The following is a 19398-nucleotide window of genomic DNA, read 5'->3' on the forward strand; positions in this document are numbered from 1 at the left end:
TTCAAGAGTGGGGCTTGATCGCCCTGTCGCTTCTGGCCGCTGCGCTGCTCGCGCTGATCGGTTGGACCTTCGCAATCATCGGCCAGCATATCGGGCCCGACGGTCGTGTGCCGTCGGCGGAAGCGTTCGGGCTGACCGCGCTGCTCCTGTCGTTCCGTGAGGTCATTGGCTCGATCCGCGCCCTGTACGACGCGGCCGATCGGACGAGCCTGACCGAAAAGCTCGCCGCAGCGAACCCGGCCGCAGCGCCTGTCCCCCAAGACGCGATCGCCGGCGCACAGACCGCGGCGGACAGCGCTCAACAGACGGTCGACCAACTCGCCGAACAAGGGGCTCGGACATGACAGACGTGGGCAAATGGTTCGGCGCAAATACTGCTCGGCTGATCCTCATCGTCGGGCTGATCGTGCTGATCGCCACGGTCATCTCCATTCGGTCCTGCAACGTCGCGCGCACGGCAACGACCGAGACGTCCCTCGCAACCGGCCAAGCGGGCGCGGCGGCCGAGAGCGGCGCGGATGCAGTGAACACCGTCGGCAATCGTGCCCAGGCAGAGGAACAGTCAGATGCAATCTCGCGAGAAAACGACGGCGCCATCCGTAACGCCGAAGGCGCGACCGTTGTCGTCCCGGCGGCTGTTTCAGGTGCTGGCATTAGCGCACTATGTCGTCGCACGGCCTACCAGGGCGATCCTCGCTGCGCTCAGCCTCAGTAGCTGCGCTGCCAGCGTCATCGTCGCCAGCCCGACCGACTGCGCGGGCCTGCTGCCGGACAGCTGGCGTAAGCCCGTCGCCGGCGCGCCCCTTCCTCCATACGCGGCGGTGATGGCTGACTGGGTCGGGTTCGCGGATTTGCAAACCGCCCAACTCGACAAGGCGAACGGCCGGACGGTCGACGCGATCGACATCGTCTCGCGCTGCGAAGCGCGCGCTGCGGCGGCTCAGCAAAAAGCCCGCCCCAAGGTGCTCGGCATCTTCTGATCTGCCTCGAACACAGGAAGGATGCCCGTGGCCAATCCACCCGATATCAAGACATTCCAACGGCGCATCGATCCGAACATGCCGCGCCGCGGGTTTTACCCCGTGCTGACACGCGGCGACCTTGTGCGCGACATCCTTCAGTCCGGCGAGGAAGTGACCTCGTTCACCGTCACCCCCAACGCCGACGCCACGGCGGCCGGTCTGGTGGTGCTCACCGAGGGCGACTTCGCGCCGCGATATTCCGGCCTCGTCTTCGCCTTCTGGGTCGAAATCGCATCCGCAATGCGCAGCAGCGCCATCTTCAACGGCACCGGCATCGTGCTCGGCGTCGAGATCAGCTTCACGACGAATTTTCAGCAACAGGACCAGATCACGGTCGGCATTCGGGTGGCGAACAAATGACCGAAGAGCCAGCAGAGACCGTCCTTGGCGGTACCGTGCACAACGGGAAGCGGGTCCGCGCAACCTTCACGTTCTATCAGGGCATGGTCGGCGTGCGCGATCGTGGCGACCAGAAAGAGGTGTCGTTCTTTGCCTCGGCAACGCCCTACCCGCCCCTGAACGTCCAAGGCCTTGTCGACGGCGAGTTGGTTACCGTTCTGCACATTGCCGAGCGCCACCTCGACGCGAACGGAAGCACCCCCCGTCCCGGTGAGATGCGTGTCGTGACACTCACCGTCGCTCCCGTCGACCCAAAGTAGGAAGACCTTTTGGCCCTTGCCCCGCTCTCGCAGACGCTCATCCTGACCGCGGATGGGTCCAACGTTCTCTTGGACAAAGCCGTCGCCATTCCGATCGGCGCGATCGCTCCACCTCCATCGTTCACCGTCGCTCCCTCGATCACGCCGGGTAGCGGCACGACGGCCACCATGTTCGCTGCCAATGACGGCACGGTGGAAGACGGCACTGTCAACGGCCGTCGCTGGCTGCTGTCGGGCATAGCGATCGGAACCGGCGCGACTGTGAAGCCGGACTCAGCCGGCAGCTTGGTGCTTGAGGTTTCCGCCCTCGGCACCGGCGGCGTGACGACGGTGAAGTCAGCCGCGGTGACCGTTGCGGCGATTCCGGCGCCGGCGTTCTCCGGAAATCCGACTGTCTCGCCCGGTAGCGGGACAACGGCAGCCACCTATACCGCGACCGATCCGACCGTCAGCAACGGGACGATCACCCTGCGCCAATGGCTACTTGGCACGACCGTGCTCGGCACCGGCGCGACGATCGTTCCAGGACCCGGCAATAGCGGCAGCCTCACCCGCAAGGTGACCGCACTCGGGACCGATGGGTCGACCATCACGATCACGTCGGCGGCAGTGACGGTGTCCGCGATCCCTGCCCCCGTATTCTCCGGCAGTCCAACCATCTCGCCGACGAGCGGCGACACGTCGACCACGTTCACCGCCACGGATCCGACCATATCGAACGGCACGATCACCGGTCGTGCATGGCTTCTTGGCGCCACGATCATCGGGACCGGTTCGTCGATCGTGCCTGGTATCGGCAATAACGGCCAGCTGACCCGCCGGGTCACCGGTGTCGGCACTGACGGTTCGACTATCGTCGCAACATCGGATGCCATCACCGTGGCCGTTGCACAGGTGATCCTGAAGGCCCTTACCGTCTCGGTTGGCAGTGGCACAGTGGGCAAGGCGATCAGTTCGACCATCTCCGGCCTGACGTCGGGCAGCCGGATCGAGCTTACCGGTGCAGGCGCGGCCGGCTTGTCGATTAGCGGCGCGGTCATCACTGGAACGCCAACGGCGGCTGGACCGATCTATGTCGTCGAAACGCTGGCGGGTGCCACCAACTCCCCGCGGGCGAGCAGCGCGCTGATCACGGTTGCCGAACCAGCGCCGACGCCGACCAACACCTATGCCAACTCGACCAAGGTCTACGCGAACAACTCCGCGTTCTCGCCCGATCTGGTGGGGGTCGAGCAACGCCTCTCGGCACTTGGCGGCAGCTACGACCAGTACCGCGTCGACTACGGTACTGGGGCGAACACGACGAGCGGTGACACCGTCTACGCCGCACTCGTGAAGCTCCAGAACTGGATTGCTGCGATCGAGGCGGCAAACGCACCGCGCGCCTTCTTCAGCGATCCCTTCTTCGCCGACGGCATGTTCGCCCGTGATGGGACGTCGAGCACGCCCGCACCCACCCCCACGCCGACCCCGGCGCGGGCATTCTTCAGCGACCCGTTCCTCGCCGACGGCATGTTCGCTCGAGGCTAAGTTTCCACAGAGAAGGAAGTCACTATGACGATTCAACGCTCATTCAACTCGGCCACGACTGCCGCAGATGCGATGGACACGCTGAACACCCTCTTGCCTGACGGCAAGTTCACGTCGACCCCAGCGGCCCTGCGGACGCCGTCGAACATGGCGACGCAGATGGCACCCATGTCGGCCAGTCCGTTCGCGTTCATGACGTCGATGCCCGGCACCGCCATCTATGTCGATCCGACCGAGACCTACCAGCAGATGGCTGGCGCGGGTGCCTCGCTGACGGATAGCGCATGCTATGTTCTGGCCAACTATTGCACCCCCGCGCAGCGCCGCCAGATCCTCCAGACGGTGTTCGGTGATGACGGGCTCTCGACGACGCGGTTCTCGATGGGCAGCTGCGACTTCACCTGGCGGGGCATCGGCAACCACTACACGTATGCCGACAACGACGACGGGTCGGACGTTACGTTGCCAAACTTCACGATCCAAAAGGACCTGGAGTACATGGTCCCGATGATCCGCGAAGCACTCGCGGTCAATCCGGCGCTCAAGCTGATCGGCAGTCCATGGTCGCCGCCCGCGTTCATGAAGACGTTCCCCACCCTGAATGGGCGCGGGCCGGACGGCACGACCGTCAACAAGTTCGTCGCGACGACCGCTAATATAACGGCGTATGCGAACTATTTCGTGAAGTTCCTCCAGGCCTACAAGGCGCTAGGCATCAACCTGTGGGCCATCTCGATCCAGAACGAGCCGCACTACGGCACGCCGGACTATCCGGGCTGCGTATGGTCGGGCGTCGACATGACGTCGTTTATTAAGATCCTTGGGCCAGCGATGGGCGATGCCGGCTTTGGGTCGGTAAAAATCTTCACCGGTGAGATGAACTGGAAGCAGACGTCGGGTTACAGCGGCGGCAGCGGCGACCTGTTGCTCAACGTCTGGGCTGACCCGATCGCGGCTGGCTATTGCTCAGGGTCGGCGTGGCATGGCTACGTCAATGGCTCGAACAAGCACGACTTCGAGGACCAGCGTGCCAAGAACTATCTGGGCAAGGAGCTGCATCTCACAGAGTTCTGCCTGGGACCGGTCAGCACCGGCAGCTACAACACCAACTTCCAGCAGCACCTCGGCAACTGCATCATAGGGGCGATCCGCGCCGGAGCGAACAGCGTCACGTTCTGGAATCTGTTCCTCGACAGCACAAACCGTCCCAGTGCAACGCCGAACCCGACGGTCAGCCCTTGCGCCACGATCTCGATCGACGGCAACGCCACCTTGTTCAAGAACCCGAGTTACATGGCATTGGCCCACTTGCTGAAGGCGATGAAGCCGAACGCGCGGCGCTGCCGCAGCACAACGTTCGGTGTCGGGGAGGCTGACCGCGACGTGCAGAGCGTCGCCTTCCACAATACGGACGGCTCGGTCGGCGTTTTGCTCTGGAACAATGCTACCGTCGCAAAGAACATTTCACTGGTCGACGCGCCGACGAAGCTGGTGTCGTTCCTCACGCTTGCCGCTGGCGACGTCGTGACGGTGAATTATACCGTCTCCAAGGGGGTGACGGCAGCCGCTACTCTCGCGGCCCCATCGCCTGTTTCGAGCGTCTCCGCTGCGTCGTCCAACGGCGTCAACACCATCTCCTGGGTCGCTCCGACTGCACCGGATGCCAGCGGATACACTGGGTTCGTCATTCGGCGGGGCAGCACCGCGGGCGGAGCAAAGCAGCCCGTAGGGGCCGCGATGCCGGGCGACCGTACGTTCGTCGACATCGACGTCGTTGCGGGCGCCCGCTGGTACTATGAAGTCTACCCGATCACGGGTGGTGGTTTAGCGGCCTCCAGCCCGGAAGCTACAGTTCTCGCCGTGGCGAACAAGCCAAGTGCCCCTGTGATTGCCTTGGCAACGCAGACCGGGAAGGTGACGGTCAGCTTGACGAAGGCGGCCGCTGCAAACGGATCTGCCATCACGGGCTACAACATCTACCGCGGCACCACGAGTGGCGGGCAAAGCGCAACCCCGATCGCTTCGAACGTGGCGATGCCATACGACGACACTACGATCAGCAACGGCACTCAGTATTTCTACACTGCCGCTGCGGTGAACGGTCTCGGCGAAGGCACGAAGAGCGCAGAAACTTCCGGCACCCCGGGCACCCTTACCAAGCCCGGACCGGGCAACCTGCTTTCGGATGATGTTGGCGGTGCGAATGCTACTGCCTCGGGCACGAAGTCGACGGTCGGCTGGTCGAACACTGCATGGACGTTCTCCCCGAACACGTCGGCCACGACGAACCACAATGCCATCGCGGGGCCGAACGGAAGCACGCTCGATGCCAGCACGATCACGTTCACTAACGCTGGTGCAAGCGGTGGTTATTCGTCGGTTGAGTGCGCCACCACGGCGGCAATTGGCGCGGTACCGGTCGAATACAGCGTGTGGCTGAAGGGTAAGGCCGGTGGCGAATCCATCCAGCTTGTGCTGTCGGATGGTGACCACAACTCAAGCCAGATCGTCAAACCGATTACGCTGACGAACACGTGGGCGCGGTACTCAATTCAAGGTACCATTTCGACCCAGCCTACGAAGGTGCAAGTCGTCCAGATCGGTACGTATGGCGTCCTTAACGGGACGATTGCATTCGATGCCGCATGGGCAAACCACAAAAATACCTAATCGGGTACGCCGAGGGGATGCTGATCCCCTCGGCGGCACCTCATCCTGCGGTCGGGTGTCGAACCTCGAACAATGCTGCGAATCCCTGCTTGGATATAAGGCGTAGCTTCCCCGGCAGAAATTTTTCTAGGTTTGGATCGGAGCTGGCGTTCATGACGAGGATGTAGTCGAACTTCAAAGGCCAGTTCGTAAGGTAGCTGGGCTTCGGCTTGCCTGGGATTGCGTCAACACCGGTCAGTAGATGAATGTTCTGCATCGGAAAGGCTCCCGGGTTCCCCGATCGGTCGTAATAGGGCTGCGCAATCACTGGCTGCTGTCCGTACAGCGTAAACGCATCGGACCAGAAGGCCCGCCGATCAATGAAGGCAAACGAGGCGTAGTGCCAAAAACTGTTCGGGTAATCATGTGCGAGGGAGCGCGACCGAACGATCGGGCCGTTCGACGTGTCCACTAGATCGTCGACGGCCAACACACGACTGCCGGGGGTCACGGCCGAGAGAACGCCGCGCACGTCGGAAACATCTTGTTGCGCATCAATCCAAACGCGACTGATCAGCGACATGCGGGCAACAAACATGACGGCAATAGCGAGGAATATCGCGGCTCCAATAGGCCGAGGCACTCGCGGCATCGTCGCAGCAAAGAGTAAGAAACCCATCATGACCGGTATGCGGGTGTCGATATAAAAAACGCCCTTCGCGCCGGTTGGCAGAGCGAAGAAGACCAACGTCAATAGAGGGAAGGCCAAGAACGCAAGGGGAGCGATCCGCAAGCGGCGGGTGATCAAGAGGCCTGCCAGTATCAATACAAGCACTGCAAGGATGCCGTAGGTCAGAAGAGGCGAATATCCGGCAACGGGCACCGCGAACGTCTTCAGCTTGGTCAGCCATTGGTTGCGGAATACCGCCCCGCCAGTTCCCGCTAATGGGGAGACGAGGTAAAGGACCGCTGGGCCGATGAGGGCGATCGTCGCGTACCCGAAGCGCCGAACGGCGAACGGCACGATTCCATCACTTTTTAGTCCCCGCTGAACCACCACCGCGGCTTCCCAACAGCCGATCAGCAACGCGTACAGGGCGAAGGCAAACAAATGGCTGAAGAATGCAGCCACGCCAAACGCAATGCCGACCGCAACACCTAGGACCGGCTGCTGCCGTGCCATCCACACCCACGCGGCGGCACCCCAGAGAGCCACACCGACCCCAATTTGGAAATTGATGAAGCCGAGCAGGAACGGCACGTTGTAGACTACCAAGCCTACGGCCAATGGCCAGTACGACCGGCGCTCGAAGCACGCGCGATTGAACGCGATCGCCCCGGTTGCAGGCAGCACCGCTGCGAAGCCGAGCAAGACTTTGCCAGCGATTAGCGGGGGCATGATCCGCAGAAGCGGTGGCAAAACGATGTCCAACGCGAGGTTGGGCGCAATTTGCCAGTTTGCGGCGAACATCTTCGACATGATCGGATCGGTGGCGCCGAACGCCAGAAACAGGGCCCGCGCCAAATGGTTTGGGTAGTCCGTCAGGGGCGGCACTTCTACTAATAGCAGAGGCAAAATTAGTCCGAGGAGCATCGCTCCTAACGCGATCCACCACGCTTCGCCAGTGTCTGCGGCCACCGCTAATTTCCTCAACCAGGATGCTTCCGCAGGCGAACTTCGAAAGTCCTCTCCCCGTGAGACACTCGGCATAGTCATGCAACTCCGTCGGCAATTGGGCATCCGCCCAGTTCGGCCCCCCTTTGGTGCCGACATTAACCACACGATTTAACCGGCAACGTCCTTTGAGCAACTGCTCATTGAGAACGGCGCTTCTCAAACTGCGTCGGAACGCTCGCGCCTGCGCAGGAAAAAAACGCACCTCTGAACCTCACCACGGAGAACCCGAATGGATGTCATTGATTTTGGCGCGGGCGCGAACACGCCTACGGGCGACCTGTTTTCTGAGGCGATCCCGAAGCTTCTAGCGCGCATCGCTCCGCGCGAACCGATGAGCAAAGTCGCGCGCATCGGCATGAACATCTCACCGCAGAAGTATTACCAGCTTTCGCGCCAGCACACGAACCTTGCGGTCGGCGTGTCCGGCTTCCTGAAGGGTAGCAGCTACAGCGCTGTCGATGGGGCACGTGCGATGGACGCGCGCGGCAACCTCATCAGCATGGCTGCTGGAGAAAACTACCGGAAGATCATGATCCGTCCCGGTAAAGACGCGCGCAAACTGTGCATCAAGTGGACACAGACTGGTGACGAACGTGTTGCCGAGGTGATTCCGCGTCAGGAGACCGGCGGGCATCCGGCGAAGATCGACCAGCTGACGAAGCTCGCCGACGGCTGGTACACCGTTATGTGGACGCCCAATCCCGACTATCCGGAGGAGGTTGCGCAGATCGTCGTGGCCTTCAACAGCGCGAGCGGCAACGGCAAGGTCATGAACCTTCTCGTGACGGAATGCGACGACGCCGGCGTGCCGCTTACCGACGAGTTCTGGCTGCCAAGCTTCGTTGCCGACGTGTCGAAGCTGAGCAGCTTGCGCAACCTGGATTACTCGCGCGCGAACGGCACGACGTTCATGTACAGCGCGGAGCCGATCACGTGGGCCGATCGCACCCCTGCGGGCTCCCTCGGCGCGACGGACTTTTGGGAGCCGCCCGTCCTTTCGCTCGGCGGTATCACGTTCAGCGAGCCGGACTATGCCGGCGACGGCGCGTGGGGCGGTGATGGCGAGGTGCTGGTCAACGGCATGGGCAGCCGGGCCATGGCGCATGCCTATGGCGCCCGCGGCAACAATTTCAGCATTGCGATCAAAGCGCCGAGCGGCTCCGGCGATGTGACGTGGTCCGGGACGTACCCCGGCCGCGTCATCATCACGATTACGCCGCCCTCGACCGCCACGAGCGAGGCGGACGTCGCCAACTTTTACCAGAACCACCCCACGGCCAACTGGCTGTTGCGGGCCAAATGGGATGTGGCCGCCTCACTCAACGGGGTGACGATGAACGTCACTCGCGGCAGCGGCATCAAGGTTGGCGACACCATCCCGACCTCCGCAGGCGTCCCCGCGAACACGACCGTCAGTGCATTCGGCACGGGCACCGGGGGCGTGGGCACCTACGTGCTCAGCACGAACGTCGGCAACCTTGGAAGCAAGACCTTCATCATCCCGCGCGTTCCACAAACGTTCGCGGCGACGTCGCTGACCGGCGGCACCTTCCCCGTCAACCGCGACGGCTGGTCGGTCGAAGACCACATCCTGCTCTGCAACAAGGCGGGCACAGACGCGCACGTCTGCGTTTCGCTGATGGCGTCGCCTGATTATATCCGCGGCCTTTGCGAGTTCGCCCGGGACAATCTCAAGCCGGGCCTGCGGTTCTGGCTCGAGCTGGGCAACGAGATCTGGAATTTCGGGACTTACTATTCGCACGGCTGGCAGGTCTGCCGAGCGATCGGCCTTCTCTACCCGTCTGACACGGGCACCGACCTTCGCCGGACGGCTGCTGACAAGTACGCCTTCAAGCATGGCTACGCCTGGCTCTGCAAACGCGCATACACCATCGCGAAGGACGTCTTCGCGGCGAACCCGTCCCGCTTGGTCCGCGCGACCGCGGGTATGCAGCAGGTCAATCCCGCCGCAGGCGAATGCTCACTCCTGTTCGATACCCTGGGGATGAAGGATTACACGGACACGGGCATGCCGGCGCTGTACGAGTACAGCCAGCTCGGCGACAGCACCGACGCTTGGAAAGATGGAACGTGTCAGGGCCAGTGGATCACCCGCAAGTCGTACGCGATGCTCCAGTATTTCACCGATTTCACGACGCAGAAGTGCTATTACACGATGGTGCCGCACACCTCGACGACGCTCGCTGCCGACCTGGCCGCGGGCAAGATCGTGGAGGCTGCCGGCCAAGGTCTCCTGTACCCTGCCCTGCGCGGGCAGGAATTGGCGATCGACCATGCCGTCGAATGGGCGACCGAATTTGGCGCGCGCGTCAATGACCGCGGCATTCCCCTGAACTTCAGCGCCTATGAGGGCGGCGCGACCGGCCTCGACGTGATCTACCGTGAAAACTTCGTCGTCAGCACCATGGCCATCAGCGGGACCGACTTCGTCCTCACCGTCGACAGCACCGATGCCGCGAACGTCGGCGGCAGGCCCGTGGCCGGCGATTACATCTATAGCAACCGGTCGAACGTCACCGGCTTCGGCGGCAATATGCTGGTCAAGGCCGTCGCCACGAACGGTGACAACTGGACCATCACCATCGCCTCATCTGGAACCCCCACTACGATCCCGGCAGCAATCAGCGTGGCCTATGGCATCCAGAGCCATAACCAGCTGATGTACAAGATGCTGCTCAACTACACGAACTCGTACGAGAAATATTACGCCCAATCCTACCACGTGTCGGAGGTGCGGCGCCGCATTCCCAACCTCGATATCGCAGTCGACTTCAACTGGGAGATGGGCACCCCGGTCCCGAACAAGAACCACAACTATCATATCCGCGTGTCGCCATGGTCCGCACCGGAGTACAGCCGACGGTGGCAGGCCATGCTCGACGGCCAGGCCGGAAAGTACGTGGCGTACCCCGTGCCCGGGCAGGCGACGAAGCCGGTCATCACCAGCGCAGGATACGACAGCACCGCGCAGACTGCGGTCGACCTGACCTTTCTGAACGCCACGGTGGTCAATCACTGGCTGGTCGACGGCGTGGCCGTATCGAGCGCCGACACGTACACGCCCACACCGGCGCAAGCGATCGCCGGTTCGAAACTTGTTCGACGCCAGGTAACGACCGACGCAAATGGCATCGTCACGCCGTATCTGAGTGATCCAATCCCGATCCTGAAGCTCGTCAAAACCGTCCAGATCAAGGCCGGTGCAACCAACTTTAAGGTGCCGTCGGACTTCAAGCCCGGGAACCCATACTCGGTCGAGCTCGTCGGCGCTGGCGGGGATGGTCTGTTGTCGAACGACAGCTACAACCGCGGGGGCGGCGGCGGCGGCGGGTATGCGCTCGAGGATCGGGCCTCCATCCTTGCGCTTGCGGCGAACGATGTCGTGCCAATCCAGATTGGCTTCGGCGGTTCTCAAACCGATACCTACTTCAAGTCTGCAACCATTGCGAAGGCGGCAGCGGGACGTAACGGCAAGAACGATGGCTCATCGTCAGCCGCGGCCCTCGGCGGCGCAAGTAACGTCGGTCGTGTGACCAACGCAGGTGGCAACGGCGGATTCACAGCGGCATTGTACAATTGGTGCAGTGGCGGCGGCGGCGCTGGCGGACCATACGGTAAAGGCGGAAACGGGTTCAACGCGAACACCGGCAACTCTGGCGGCGGCGGTGGCGCGGAAACCGGAACCGACACTTCGATCGTCGAAAACAGCGGTGAGAATAACCGCTTTGGCAAGGGGCAAGGCACCTCCGGCAGGTTCAGTTCCGGGCCGCCTACTGACGGCGTCGGCGGGGGTGGCGGCGGAAGCATGTGGGACACTAAGAGCGACAACTATCTTGTGAAGCTCGGTGGCAACGGAAGCATGGAAATGCTCTCCGTCTGGACTGATTACTTCTCCGGAGAGACGGCTGGCGTCGGCGGCGGCGGCGGCGGATCTGGGCCTGGCATCGTCCCTACTGGAATGATCGTCGCAAAGGACGTCTCGTGCGGCGGCAAATACGGCGGCGGCGGTGGTGGAGTGGGCGTTGTCGATGGAACCACCGTGACAACCGGTCGCGTTGGTAAGGGTGGCGATGGACTGATCGTTTTTCGCTACCAGCCATGACGGGCACCGTAAGGGGCGGCATAACGTCGCCCCTCACTGCATTGACTGGGTGAGCTGTTATGCTCGAATGACAGCCTGCCGGTATCTAGCGCGGGCCGCCCCTCCCACCATGCCAAAACCAGCGATCATCATCAGCCATGTCGAGGGTTCTGGCACAGACGGGACGACTGCGAAGTCGAGAAACTGCGGACTGCCATGGCGCACCAGGTACGCATTAACGTCGATGAGATCGAACGCCTTTCCCGGCGTCAACGAGGTGAAAGTCACGAGGAAGGGGACCGTATCACCCTCGCCTACGCCGTATAACGTTTCGGACTTTGGGTCGAAAAACGGCACTGTATGCCGATACGAATAGGACTCCACGTACTTGCTCAGTCTCGTGCTCAAATACGACATCGACATCGAGTATTCGGCATCGGAGAAATCTGTGGGTCCGTCGTAGTTTTGTGACGCGGTAAAATCGGAAGACCAGTAATCGGCGTTCAGGGTCAGCGTAAGCGGCTTGCCGTACGAGAACGAGAAACTCTGTGTCGCATGGGCAGGTGCTGAGACCCCACATGACAATACGACCGCGGCGATAGCCGCAGGCAAGTTGATACGCATATTCTTCTCCCTGTCTTCGCGCGAGAAGCTGCGCGGGAGAGCATTCCGAGTCGAGAGGGCGAATCGCAAATGGTGAAAATTCTGTTAATTACGCCAGTGGGTTACGCCGGTTCGCTCCAACCGCGCGATCGCGACCCGCTACCACCAACTGGCCAGCAGATTCCTCGGTATGGTCCACCTCGCCACCGCCGGACACTGGCTTAAATTTGTCCACACCGCCTAGTTGTCGCCATAGTAATTAGTTTGGCGATACATCTTCATACCGGCCTGCCCTTCGTAGTTGTCGGACGATCCCGTTGAAGGCCGCAGTCACCCCTTGTGCCCGACCGATCTCATTTTCCTGTTTCGCTGCATCCCAGTAGAGTTCGAGCGGCCAACGTTCCGGGCAGTGCGGCAATAGACAGCGAAGCGCGAGACGCACCTCTACTCCATCAACCCTGGAATCTGCGCAACGTGTGACCCCGTTGCGCAGGATGTGGATGGCCAGCGAAATGACAACACGCTGGTGACGTGGAAGCTGTGACACGGATCAATGGAAGTCATGCGACTTGAACCGCACGACCTCCTCCGGATCCATACCGTCGGCGTGGGGCGGCCAGTATTGGTTGCGTGGCTCTGGATTCCATCCCTTGTCGCCACGATCGGGCGAGCCCGGATGTTGCGCGGCATCGCCACGCCCGGTCCGGTGCGGAAACGACATGTCACCAACGCGGTGGAGCAGGTCGCCATGGTCGACGATCCGGCTGCAAATCACATGGATGATCTCGCCTTCCTTCTGGACCTGCCCCTTCATGCCCACCATCGACGCTGACATAATCGTTCGGCGTTGTGCCTCAAAACGATCGGGCCACAGGATCCCATTGGCGATGCCCGTTTCGTCCTCGATCGTTATGAACAGCACGCCCTTGGCGGAACCGGGCTTCTGGCGGACGAGGACGATGCCGGCGACCTCGACGTATCGGCCGTCCCGGATGTTGGCGAGGTCAGCGCATTTGGTAACGCCGCGCCGCGTCAACTCGTCGCGCACGAACATCAGCGGATGCGCGCGAAGCGAGAGCTGCAGCGCCCGGTAATCCTCGATCACCTCTCGGCCGTCGGTCAGCGGCCGCAGTGCGACGTCTGGCTCGAGGCCTTCCGCGCTGAAGGTTTCGGCCGATCGATCAGCTGCCGCGAAAAGCGGTAGCGGAGCCTCGCCGAGCCCCCTCACCTTCCAAAGGCCTTGGCGGCGATCGACGCTGAAGCCGTGGAAGGCATCGCCGTCAGCCAGCTTTTCGATCGCGGCGCGCTGTACGCCAGACCGCCGCCAGACGTCCTCGACGCTCTCAAAGGCTGTGATCGTACGCGCGCCAACGATCTTTGCGCCATCAGCGTTCGACAGGCCGCGGATTTGGCGTAGGCCGAGCCGCACGGCAAGGTAGCGCCCGCCTGTCTTCTCCAGCGTGCAGTCCCAACGGCTCGCGTTGACGCATGGCGGCCGGACCTCGACGCCGTGGTCGCGCGCATCGCGCACGATTTGCGCTGGCGCGTAAAAACCCATCGGCTGCGCGTTCATCAGCGCAGCGCAGAACACGTCCGGGTGATGATGCTTCATCCACGAGGAGGCGTAGGAGATCTTGGCGAATGAAGCCGCGTGGCTCTCGGGGAAGCCGTAGCTCCCGAAGCCCTCGAGCTGGCGGAACGTACGCTCGGCAAACTCGCGCGGGTAGCCGCGTTCGACCATGCCCTCGATCAGCTTCTCGCTGAAGTGCGAGACGCCGCCTGTGAACTTGAACGTCGCCATGGCGCGGCGTAGCTGGTCCGCCTCGGCCGCGGTAAAGCCAGCACCGACGATGGCGACTTTCATCGCCTGTTCCTGGAATAGAGGAACACCAAGCGTCTTCTCCAGCACCGCGCGTAGCTCTGGCCGGGGGTATTCCGGCTTCTCGAGTCCCTCGCGCCGGCGAAGATACGGATGGACCATATCGCCCTGGATTGGTCCTGGCCGAACGATCGCCACCTGGATCACGAGGTCGTAGAAGCGCCGCGGTTTCATCCGTGGCAGCATCGACATCTGCGCGCGGCTCTCGATCTGGAAGGTGCCGAGCGTATCTGCCTTGGAGATCATGGCGTAGACGTCCGGGTCGTCGTCCTGCAGGTCCGCCAGCCCGACCCGCAGCCCCTTGTCCGCCTCGAGCATGTTGAAGGCGCGGTTCATGCAACCGAGCATGCCCAGGCCAAGGACGTCGACCTTCATAAACTTCAGCGCATCGATGTCGTCCTTATCCCACTCAATGATCTGCCGGTCTTCCATCGCGGCTGGTTCGATCGGCACCAGATCATCAAGACGATCATGGGTCAGGACGAACCCGCCCGGGTGCTGGGACATGTGCCGCGGCACACCAATCAGTTTTCGAGCAAGCTCAAGCGTAAGGCGGAGCCGGCGATCGCCGATGTCTAGGTTGAGCTCCTCGACTTGCTTCTCGCCTACGCCGTCGGCCGACCAGCCCCAGACAAGCCCCGCCAGTGAGGAGGTAAGATCCTCCGGCAGACCAAGCACCTTGCCGACGTCACGCACTGCTCCCCGCGCGCGGTAGCGCGTCACGACGGCCGTCAGCGCCGAGTGGTTGCGACCGTAGGTCTCGTAGATCCACTGAATGATCTCTTCGCGGCGCTCATGCTCAAAGTCGACGTCGATGTCGGGCGGCTCGCGGCGCTCCCCTGACACAAACCTTTCGAATAGCAGCTCATGTTTGATCGGGTCGATCGAGGTCACGCCAAGCACGAAACAGACGCACGAGTTGGCAGCCGATCCGCGCCCCTGACACAGGATCCCGCGCCGACGCGCTTCCCGCACAATCGCGTAGACGGTCAGAAAGTACGGCGCGTAGCCAAGCTCGCCAATCAGCCGCATTTCGTGCGTTATCTGGTCGGTATAGGCCTGCGGCACGTCGCCATCGAACATTCGCTCGACCGCTTCGGTAGCTAACCTCTGAAGCGCTTCCTGGGCCGTCAAACCGTCGATCAGCTTCTCATGTGGGTACTGATACTGAAGCTCACCAAGATTGAAGGTGCAGATCCGCGCGATGTCGACGCTCGCCTGCAGTGCATCGGGATAGGCGCGGAAGCGCCGGACCATCTCGTCGGGCGATTTCAGCGCGCGATCGGCGTTCACTTCACGGCGATAGCCGAGCTCGTCGACGGTGCATTTCTCGCGCACCGCGGTCACCACGTCCTGCAGCAGCCGTGCTTCAGGCGCATGGTAGAGCACGTCGCCGGTCACGACCGCCCGCACTGCCGCTACGCCAGCTTGTCGCGCCAGCGCATCGATGCGGACCGCGTCGCCTGGCCGTCGTTTCTGGAACAGCGCCATGTAGCCGCGCCGCCCGTAGATCGCCTTCAGGTCCTTCAGCGCCGCGAGGTTCTCTTCGTCCGCCTCATGCGGAAGCAGAATTGCGACGACACCTTCAGACCAAGGCTCCAGGTCGTGCCAGTGCATCACGCAGCCGCCCTTCCCCGCCCGCTTCTTGCCGACGGTCAGCAATCGGGTGATCCGTGACCACGCCGGACGATCCGTTGGGTAAAGCAGCAAGCGACGGCCGCACGAGAGATCGATGCGCGTTCCCGCAATCGAGCGGACGCCAGTGGCTTTCTGCGCCTCCCATGCGCGCACAACGCCGGCGACCGTGCCGATGTCGCTGACGCCGATCGCCGGGTAGCCAAGCACGGCAGCTGCCGCAAACAGCTCGTCCGGACTGGACGCTCCGCGCAGCAGCGAGAAGTGCGTCAGCACTTGGAGCTCGACATAGTGGGTCATCCGAAGACCCCGTGCATCCACCAGGACAGGTCGCCGGTGTCGTCCTCGAAACCGTCGCCACGACGGAAGACCCAGTAGCGGCCGCCAGTCTCGTCCTCGACGCGGTAATAGTCGCGGACCGCCCACACTTCTGCGTCGCGCCGCCACCATTCACCGTGGACGCGCTCAGGACCGTCGCCCCCAACCACCTTGTACGTTGTGCCGCGCCACTCGAAGCGGCGCGGAGGTTGGTCAGGCATCAGGGCGATCACGCGATGCAGTGGCTCTGGATGGGCGAAGAGACGGATCGGCCGCTTCCACTCAGGCCATGTTCCCGGCAGCTCGTTGGGATCGGACTTGACCACGGCGCGCTCCGGGACATGACTTTCGACGGGAGCGATGCGGAAGACCGAGTGCATTCCGATCCTGCCGGCGATCAAGTCGACCAGGCGCGCCGGGTCGCGCACCAGCGTCTCGCCTGCGAGGACGGCGCCCAGATCAACCGCGTCGAGCGGCTCCGTGTGCGGCGCCACCATTTGAAACTGCTCAAGCCCCATGCCGGGATCGATGCGCTCGATCCGCAGCTTCAGCAGCCGCAGGAGGTGAGAGACCTCCCGTGTCGGTCGGGATGTGCCGACCGCAACGATTTGCTCGGTGCCATCGACACGCATTCCCGTCAGGCGGAGCGAACGTGCGCCAACACCTTTCGCCTGCAGCAGCACGACCAGATCGCCTAGGAGGTCACCCATGACCTGTTCGATCGCCTCAGCAGTGCTGATGGGCTCCAGTAGTCGGCGTTCGACGGCCGGGACCTCTATGTCCTCTCGCGGGGTGATAGGCTCTGCGACACCGCCCAAGGCTTGATCAAGGCGTGTGATGGCCGGCAGCCCGAGACGGCGCGCGAGGGGGCCGCGCGCGACCGGAAGGAGATCCGCGATCCGCTCGAAGCCAAATTTGCGCGCAGCGGTCAACGCCGTGGGCGTCAGGCGCAACGCGGCGATCGGCAATGGGCTGAGCGCCTCGACCGTGCCGTGCGGCTCGACGCGAGTAAGATCGGCTTTGCCGAAACGGGCCAGCGCGTGGGCGGCCCCCGGCGTATCGGCGACCGCGATGCGCGCGGTGAAGCCTGCACGACGGCAAAAGGCGAGCAGACGACGGCAGAACCGCTCTTCTCCGCCATGGAGGTGATCGCAGCCGGCGAGATCAATCCAAAGGCCATCAGCCGGGGTGACAGCCGCGATCGGCGACCAGCGCCGTACCGCCAGCAGAGCGAGGCGATCGAGGAGTGCTGCATCGGCTTCCGGCTCAAACAGACGAAAGTCGAGATCGGACACCAGCGCGCGGGCGTGGGTGGCGGCCATACCGGGATGGATGCCGAGCGCCTGCGCACCGCTGCAGGCAGCGACAACCTCTTCGCGCCGGCCGACCTTACCAACGAGAGCGAGTGGCGCATGCTGGACCGGGGGCATAACTGGCGTGGCGAGCCGCAACGCAGGCGCCTGCGCCTGCGCCTTGTACGGGTGGCTCGCCGCTTCCGATCGCCTGCCAAGCTCCCGCATTGGCGGCTGCGCATGGACGGGGAGCGACGCGATCTGCGCCTCGACATCTTCACGCGACTGCGCACTGGTCCGTGCCCAGCGGGCGCCAGGCCGCCAACCGCCGCCCCGCGGCACCGAACAGGCACCCGGATGGTCGTCGACCGGCAGTTGCAGGGCGGGCCGCTCAGGCGGCCGCGTAGCGGGCCGTTCCAACCGCCTCAGCCGCTCGATGGCTAAGTTCGGCAGGAACAGCGAGACGACCCGTCTCATCGCTGCCCTCCACAGTTAGGGAAAAGCCTTCACCACCGCGTTGCCGCGCCAATTCGACCGTCCATGTCGCTTTTCCTACACCCGCGACCTCTAGGCGTGCCGAAGGCGCGGAACCGATCCGCCAGCGCGTCCACGCGGCAGAAGGTTCGGCGAAAGGATCCTGGTCGCGGCCGCGTCGACGACGCAGTAGTAGTACCGGCATGTCGGCTTCAGCCGCGACCAGCTGCAGACGACGCGTTGCAACCATCGAGACTTTGCTCGCCTCAGCGACGATCGCCGCTGGGGTGCCGTCGCGCACCGCGTCCTCAATTACGGCGAGCAGCGCGGCATCGTCTGTCGGTTGCGCATAGAGCACACTTGCCGAAGACAACCCCGCCTGCTCCAGCCCCGGAGCATAGAGGTCATGTCGGCACGACGCCCATAACACAGGTCCGCCTGTGTTGGCAGCTTCACGTGCCGCAATACCAGCGAGAAACAATGTAGTTGCTGCATCGTCAACCAACGTTCCGCTGTTTGCCGTCGCCTCATGGAGCGCTCCCGCACGAAGTCCCCCTGCCCCCAACCGGTTATCGATGGCATCAATGCCAAACGGCAGAACACGGTAGTCGGTCGCCGGAATGGCGATAGTTCGCAAGCGAGCTATGCTAAGCGCTTCGGGGTTGGGGGCGGTAGACATTGTGAGGTACGACTCGATTGTTCCCCTTATGTTCCGCCAATGGAACACGAAGGTCAAGTCGATCTGTCGTCGTGCCGGCAAATGGTAGGGCGGCCGTATGAGCCGTCTCGAGGGGGCAAACGCCACGAAGCGAGGCGGGCGGAACGTGGCAGTCTGCGTTCCGTGAGATGGCGGTAGCTGCTCGGCAGGCGCTGATCGAACGATAGCCGTTGTGATCGGGCCGCAGCACGTTGCAGGAAAGCTGCGGCCCTAGCCTATGCGTAACCAGGGAGGGTTTAGCAGGGCTGGGGACAACTTAGCTCCTCCATGACGTCCTGCAATAGGTTTTGGGTTCGGGCTGTCGTTCAAAATCACGGCGGAATGGCTCCCGCCATTCAACTAGTCGCTCAGAACCCAGCGCTCACCCTCGTCGGCGTCGGGAAAATACATCGCCCGGTCACTGTTCAGGACCCTTCGTAGTTGCGTTTTTAGTAGGCTTGCCTCCACAATGACGGCAATACGGTCACCCTCTCGATAAAGGCCTGCGACCTGGCGCTGAACCATACTCGCCACTTCTTGGGACTGCGTCTGCGCACGGCGAAGGTCTGCAATTACCCGTACTGGCCGCCCTTCGGAATGAATGCGTCTGACGCACTTGATCCAGGCCGCAACATGTTGCTCGGTCATGGGGAGGCTCCAAAAGCCTTCAGCCTCGCCTCGTATCAAACCTCGCTGCCATTCGACTGAGAACCCCTGCCACCCCTTTGGGCCATCGGTGTTGTGAAAAGAGAACGTCTCTAGATCGGCCTGAGCCATTTTCGGGGTTACCTCTGAACGTACGAAAACTCTGCAAAATCAACGCGGCGTTTAGATTAGAGGCATACTCGTTGTCATCGGCT

14 protein-coding genes are annotated in these 19398 nt (G+C 62.7%); 8 read left to right on the top strand and 6 right to left on the bottom strand.

The features are described from left to right. The first annotated feature begins 14 nt into the window (after positions 1–14). The 7 genes from ABIC17_RS09320 to ABIC17_RS09350 all read left to right on the top strand — a co-directional run bounded on the left by ABIC17_RS09320 (position 15) and on the right by ABIC17_RS09350 (position 5881). Positions 15–344, top strand: a complete 330-nt coding sequence (locus ABIC17_RS09320) for a hypothetical protein (protein ID WP_354281198.1) — start codon at positions 15–17, stop codon at positions 342–344. Continuing rightward, positions 341–715, top strand: a complete 375-nt coding sequence (locus ABIC17_RS09325; protein WP_354281200.1) for a hypothetical protein — start codon at positions 341–343, stop codon at positions 713–715. The genes ABIC17_RS09320 and ABIC17_RS09325 overlap by 4 nt, the downstream gene beginning before the upstream one ends. 109 nt (positions 716–824) lie before the next feature. Further along, on the top strand, positions 825–980 hold the full coding sequence (locus ABIC17_RS09330) for a hypothetical protein (protein WP_354281202.1): 156 nt from the start codon (positions 825–827) through the stop codon (positions 978–980). Positions 981–1007: 27 nt separating this feature from the next. Continuing rightward, complete coding sequence (locus tag ABIC17_RS09335; RefSeq protein WP_354281203.1) at positions 1008–1382, top strand: hypothetical protein; 375 nt, start codon at positions 1008–1010, stop codon at positions 1380–1382. Then, positions 1379–1681 (top strand): hypothetical protein, encoded by a 303-nt coding sequence (locus tag ABIC17_RS09340; protein ID WP_354281205.1) that lies wholly within the window; start codon positions 1379–1381, stop codon positions 1679–1681. The genes ABIC17_RS09335 and ABIC17_RS09340 overlap by 4 nt, the downstream gene beginning before the upstream one ends. A 9-nt stretch (positions 1682–1690) precedes the next feature. Next, positions 1691–3211, top strand: a complete 1521-nt coding sequence (locus tag ABIC17_RS09345; protein ID WP_354281207.1) for a hypothetical protein — start codon at positions 1691–1693, stop codon at positions 3209–3211. 24 nt (positions 3212–3235) lie between these two features. After that, positions 3236–5881, top strand: a complete 2646-nt coding sequence (locus tag ABIC17_RS09350; RefSeq protein WP_354281209.1) for a hypothetical protein — start codon at positions 3236–3238, stop codon at positions 5879–5881. 40 nt (positions 5882–5921) lie between these two features. Here ABIC17_RS09350 and ABIC17_RS09355 read toward each other — a convergent pair whose 3' ends face one another. After that, positions 5922–7499 carry a hypothetical protein gene (locus ABIC17_RS09355; RefSeq protein ID WP_354281211.1) on the bottom strand — a complete coding sequence of 526 codons (1578 nt, stop codon included), beginning with the start codon at positions 7497–7499 and terminating at the stop codon, positions 5922–5924. 268 nt (positions 7500–7767) lie between these two features. On the opposite strand from ABIC17_RS09355, the gene ABIC17_RS09360 reads away from it, so the two are divergent. Further along, positions 7768–11661: a glycine-rich domain-containing protein gene (locus ABIC17_RS09360; RefSeq protein ID WP_354281212.1), complete on the top strand. Its 3894-nt coding sequence runs from the start codon at positions 7768–7770 to the stop codon at positions 11659–11661. 57 nt (positions 11662–11718) lie between these two features. On the opposite strand, the gene ABIC17_RS09365 is transcribed toward ABIC17_RS09360, so the two are convergent. From ABIC17_RS09365 to ABIC17_RS09385, 5 genes are all read right to left on the bottom strand, one after another. Beyond that, a complete protein-coding gene (locus ABIC17_RS09365; protein ID WP_354281214.1) occupies positions 11719–12264 on the bottom strand; it encodes a PEPxxWA-CTERM sorting domain-containing protein in 546 nt (181 codons plus the stop codon). 529 nt (positions 12265–12793) lie between these two features. After that, the gene (locus tag ABIC17_RS09370; protein ID WP_354281666.1) at positions 12794–16057 is read right to left on the bottom strand and encodes an error-prone DNA polymerase; all 3264 of its coding nucleotides are present in this window, start codon (positions 16055–16057) and stop codon (positions 12794–12796) included. Continuing rightward, positions 16054–17844, bottom strand: coding sequence for a Y-family DNA polymerase (locus tag ABIC17_RS09375; RefSeq protein ID WP_354281216.1), 1791 nt, complete (start codon positions 17842–17844; stop codon positions 16054–16056). Before ABIC17_RS09375 ends, ABIC17_RS09370 begins: the two co-directional genes overlap by 4 nt. Beyond that, positions 17759–18520: an ImuA family protein gene (locus tag ABIC17_RS09380; RefSeq protein ID WP_354281667.1), complete on the bottom strand. Its 762-nt coding sequence runs from the start codon at positions 18518–18520 to the stop codon at positions 17759–17761. The genes ABIC17_RS09375 and ABIC17_RS09380 overlap by 86 nt, the downstream gene beginning before the upstream one ends. Before the next feature lie 378 nt (positions 18521–18898). Beyond that, positions 18899–19315 carry a hypothetical protein gene (locus tag ABIC17_RS09385; RefSeq protein WP_354281218.1) on the bottom strand — a complete coding sequence of 139 codons (417 nt, stop codon included), beginning with the start codon at positions 19313–19315 and terminating at the stop codon, positions 18899–18901. Positions 19316–19398 lie beyond the last annotated feature (83 nt).

Source organism: Sphingomonas sp. PvP056, assembly GCF_040549155.1.
In the GTDB taxonomy this organism is placed as follows: domain Bacteria; phylum Pseudomonadota; class Alphaproteobacteria; order Sphingomonadales; family Sphingomonadaceae; genus Sphingomonas.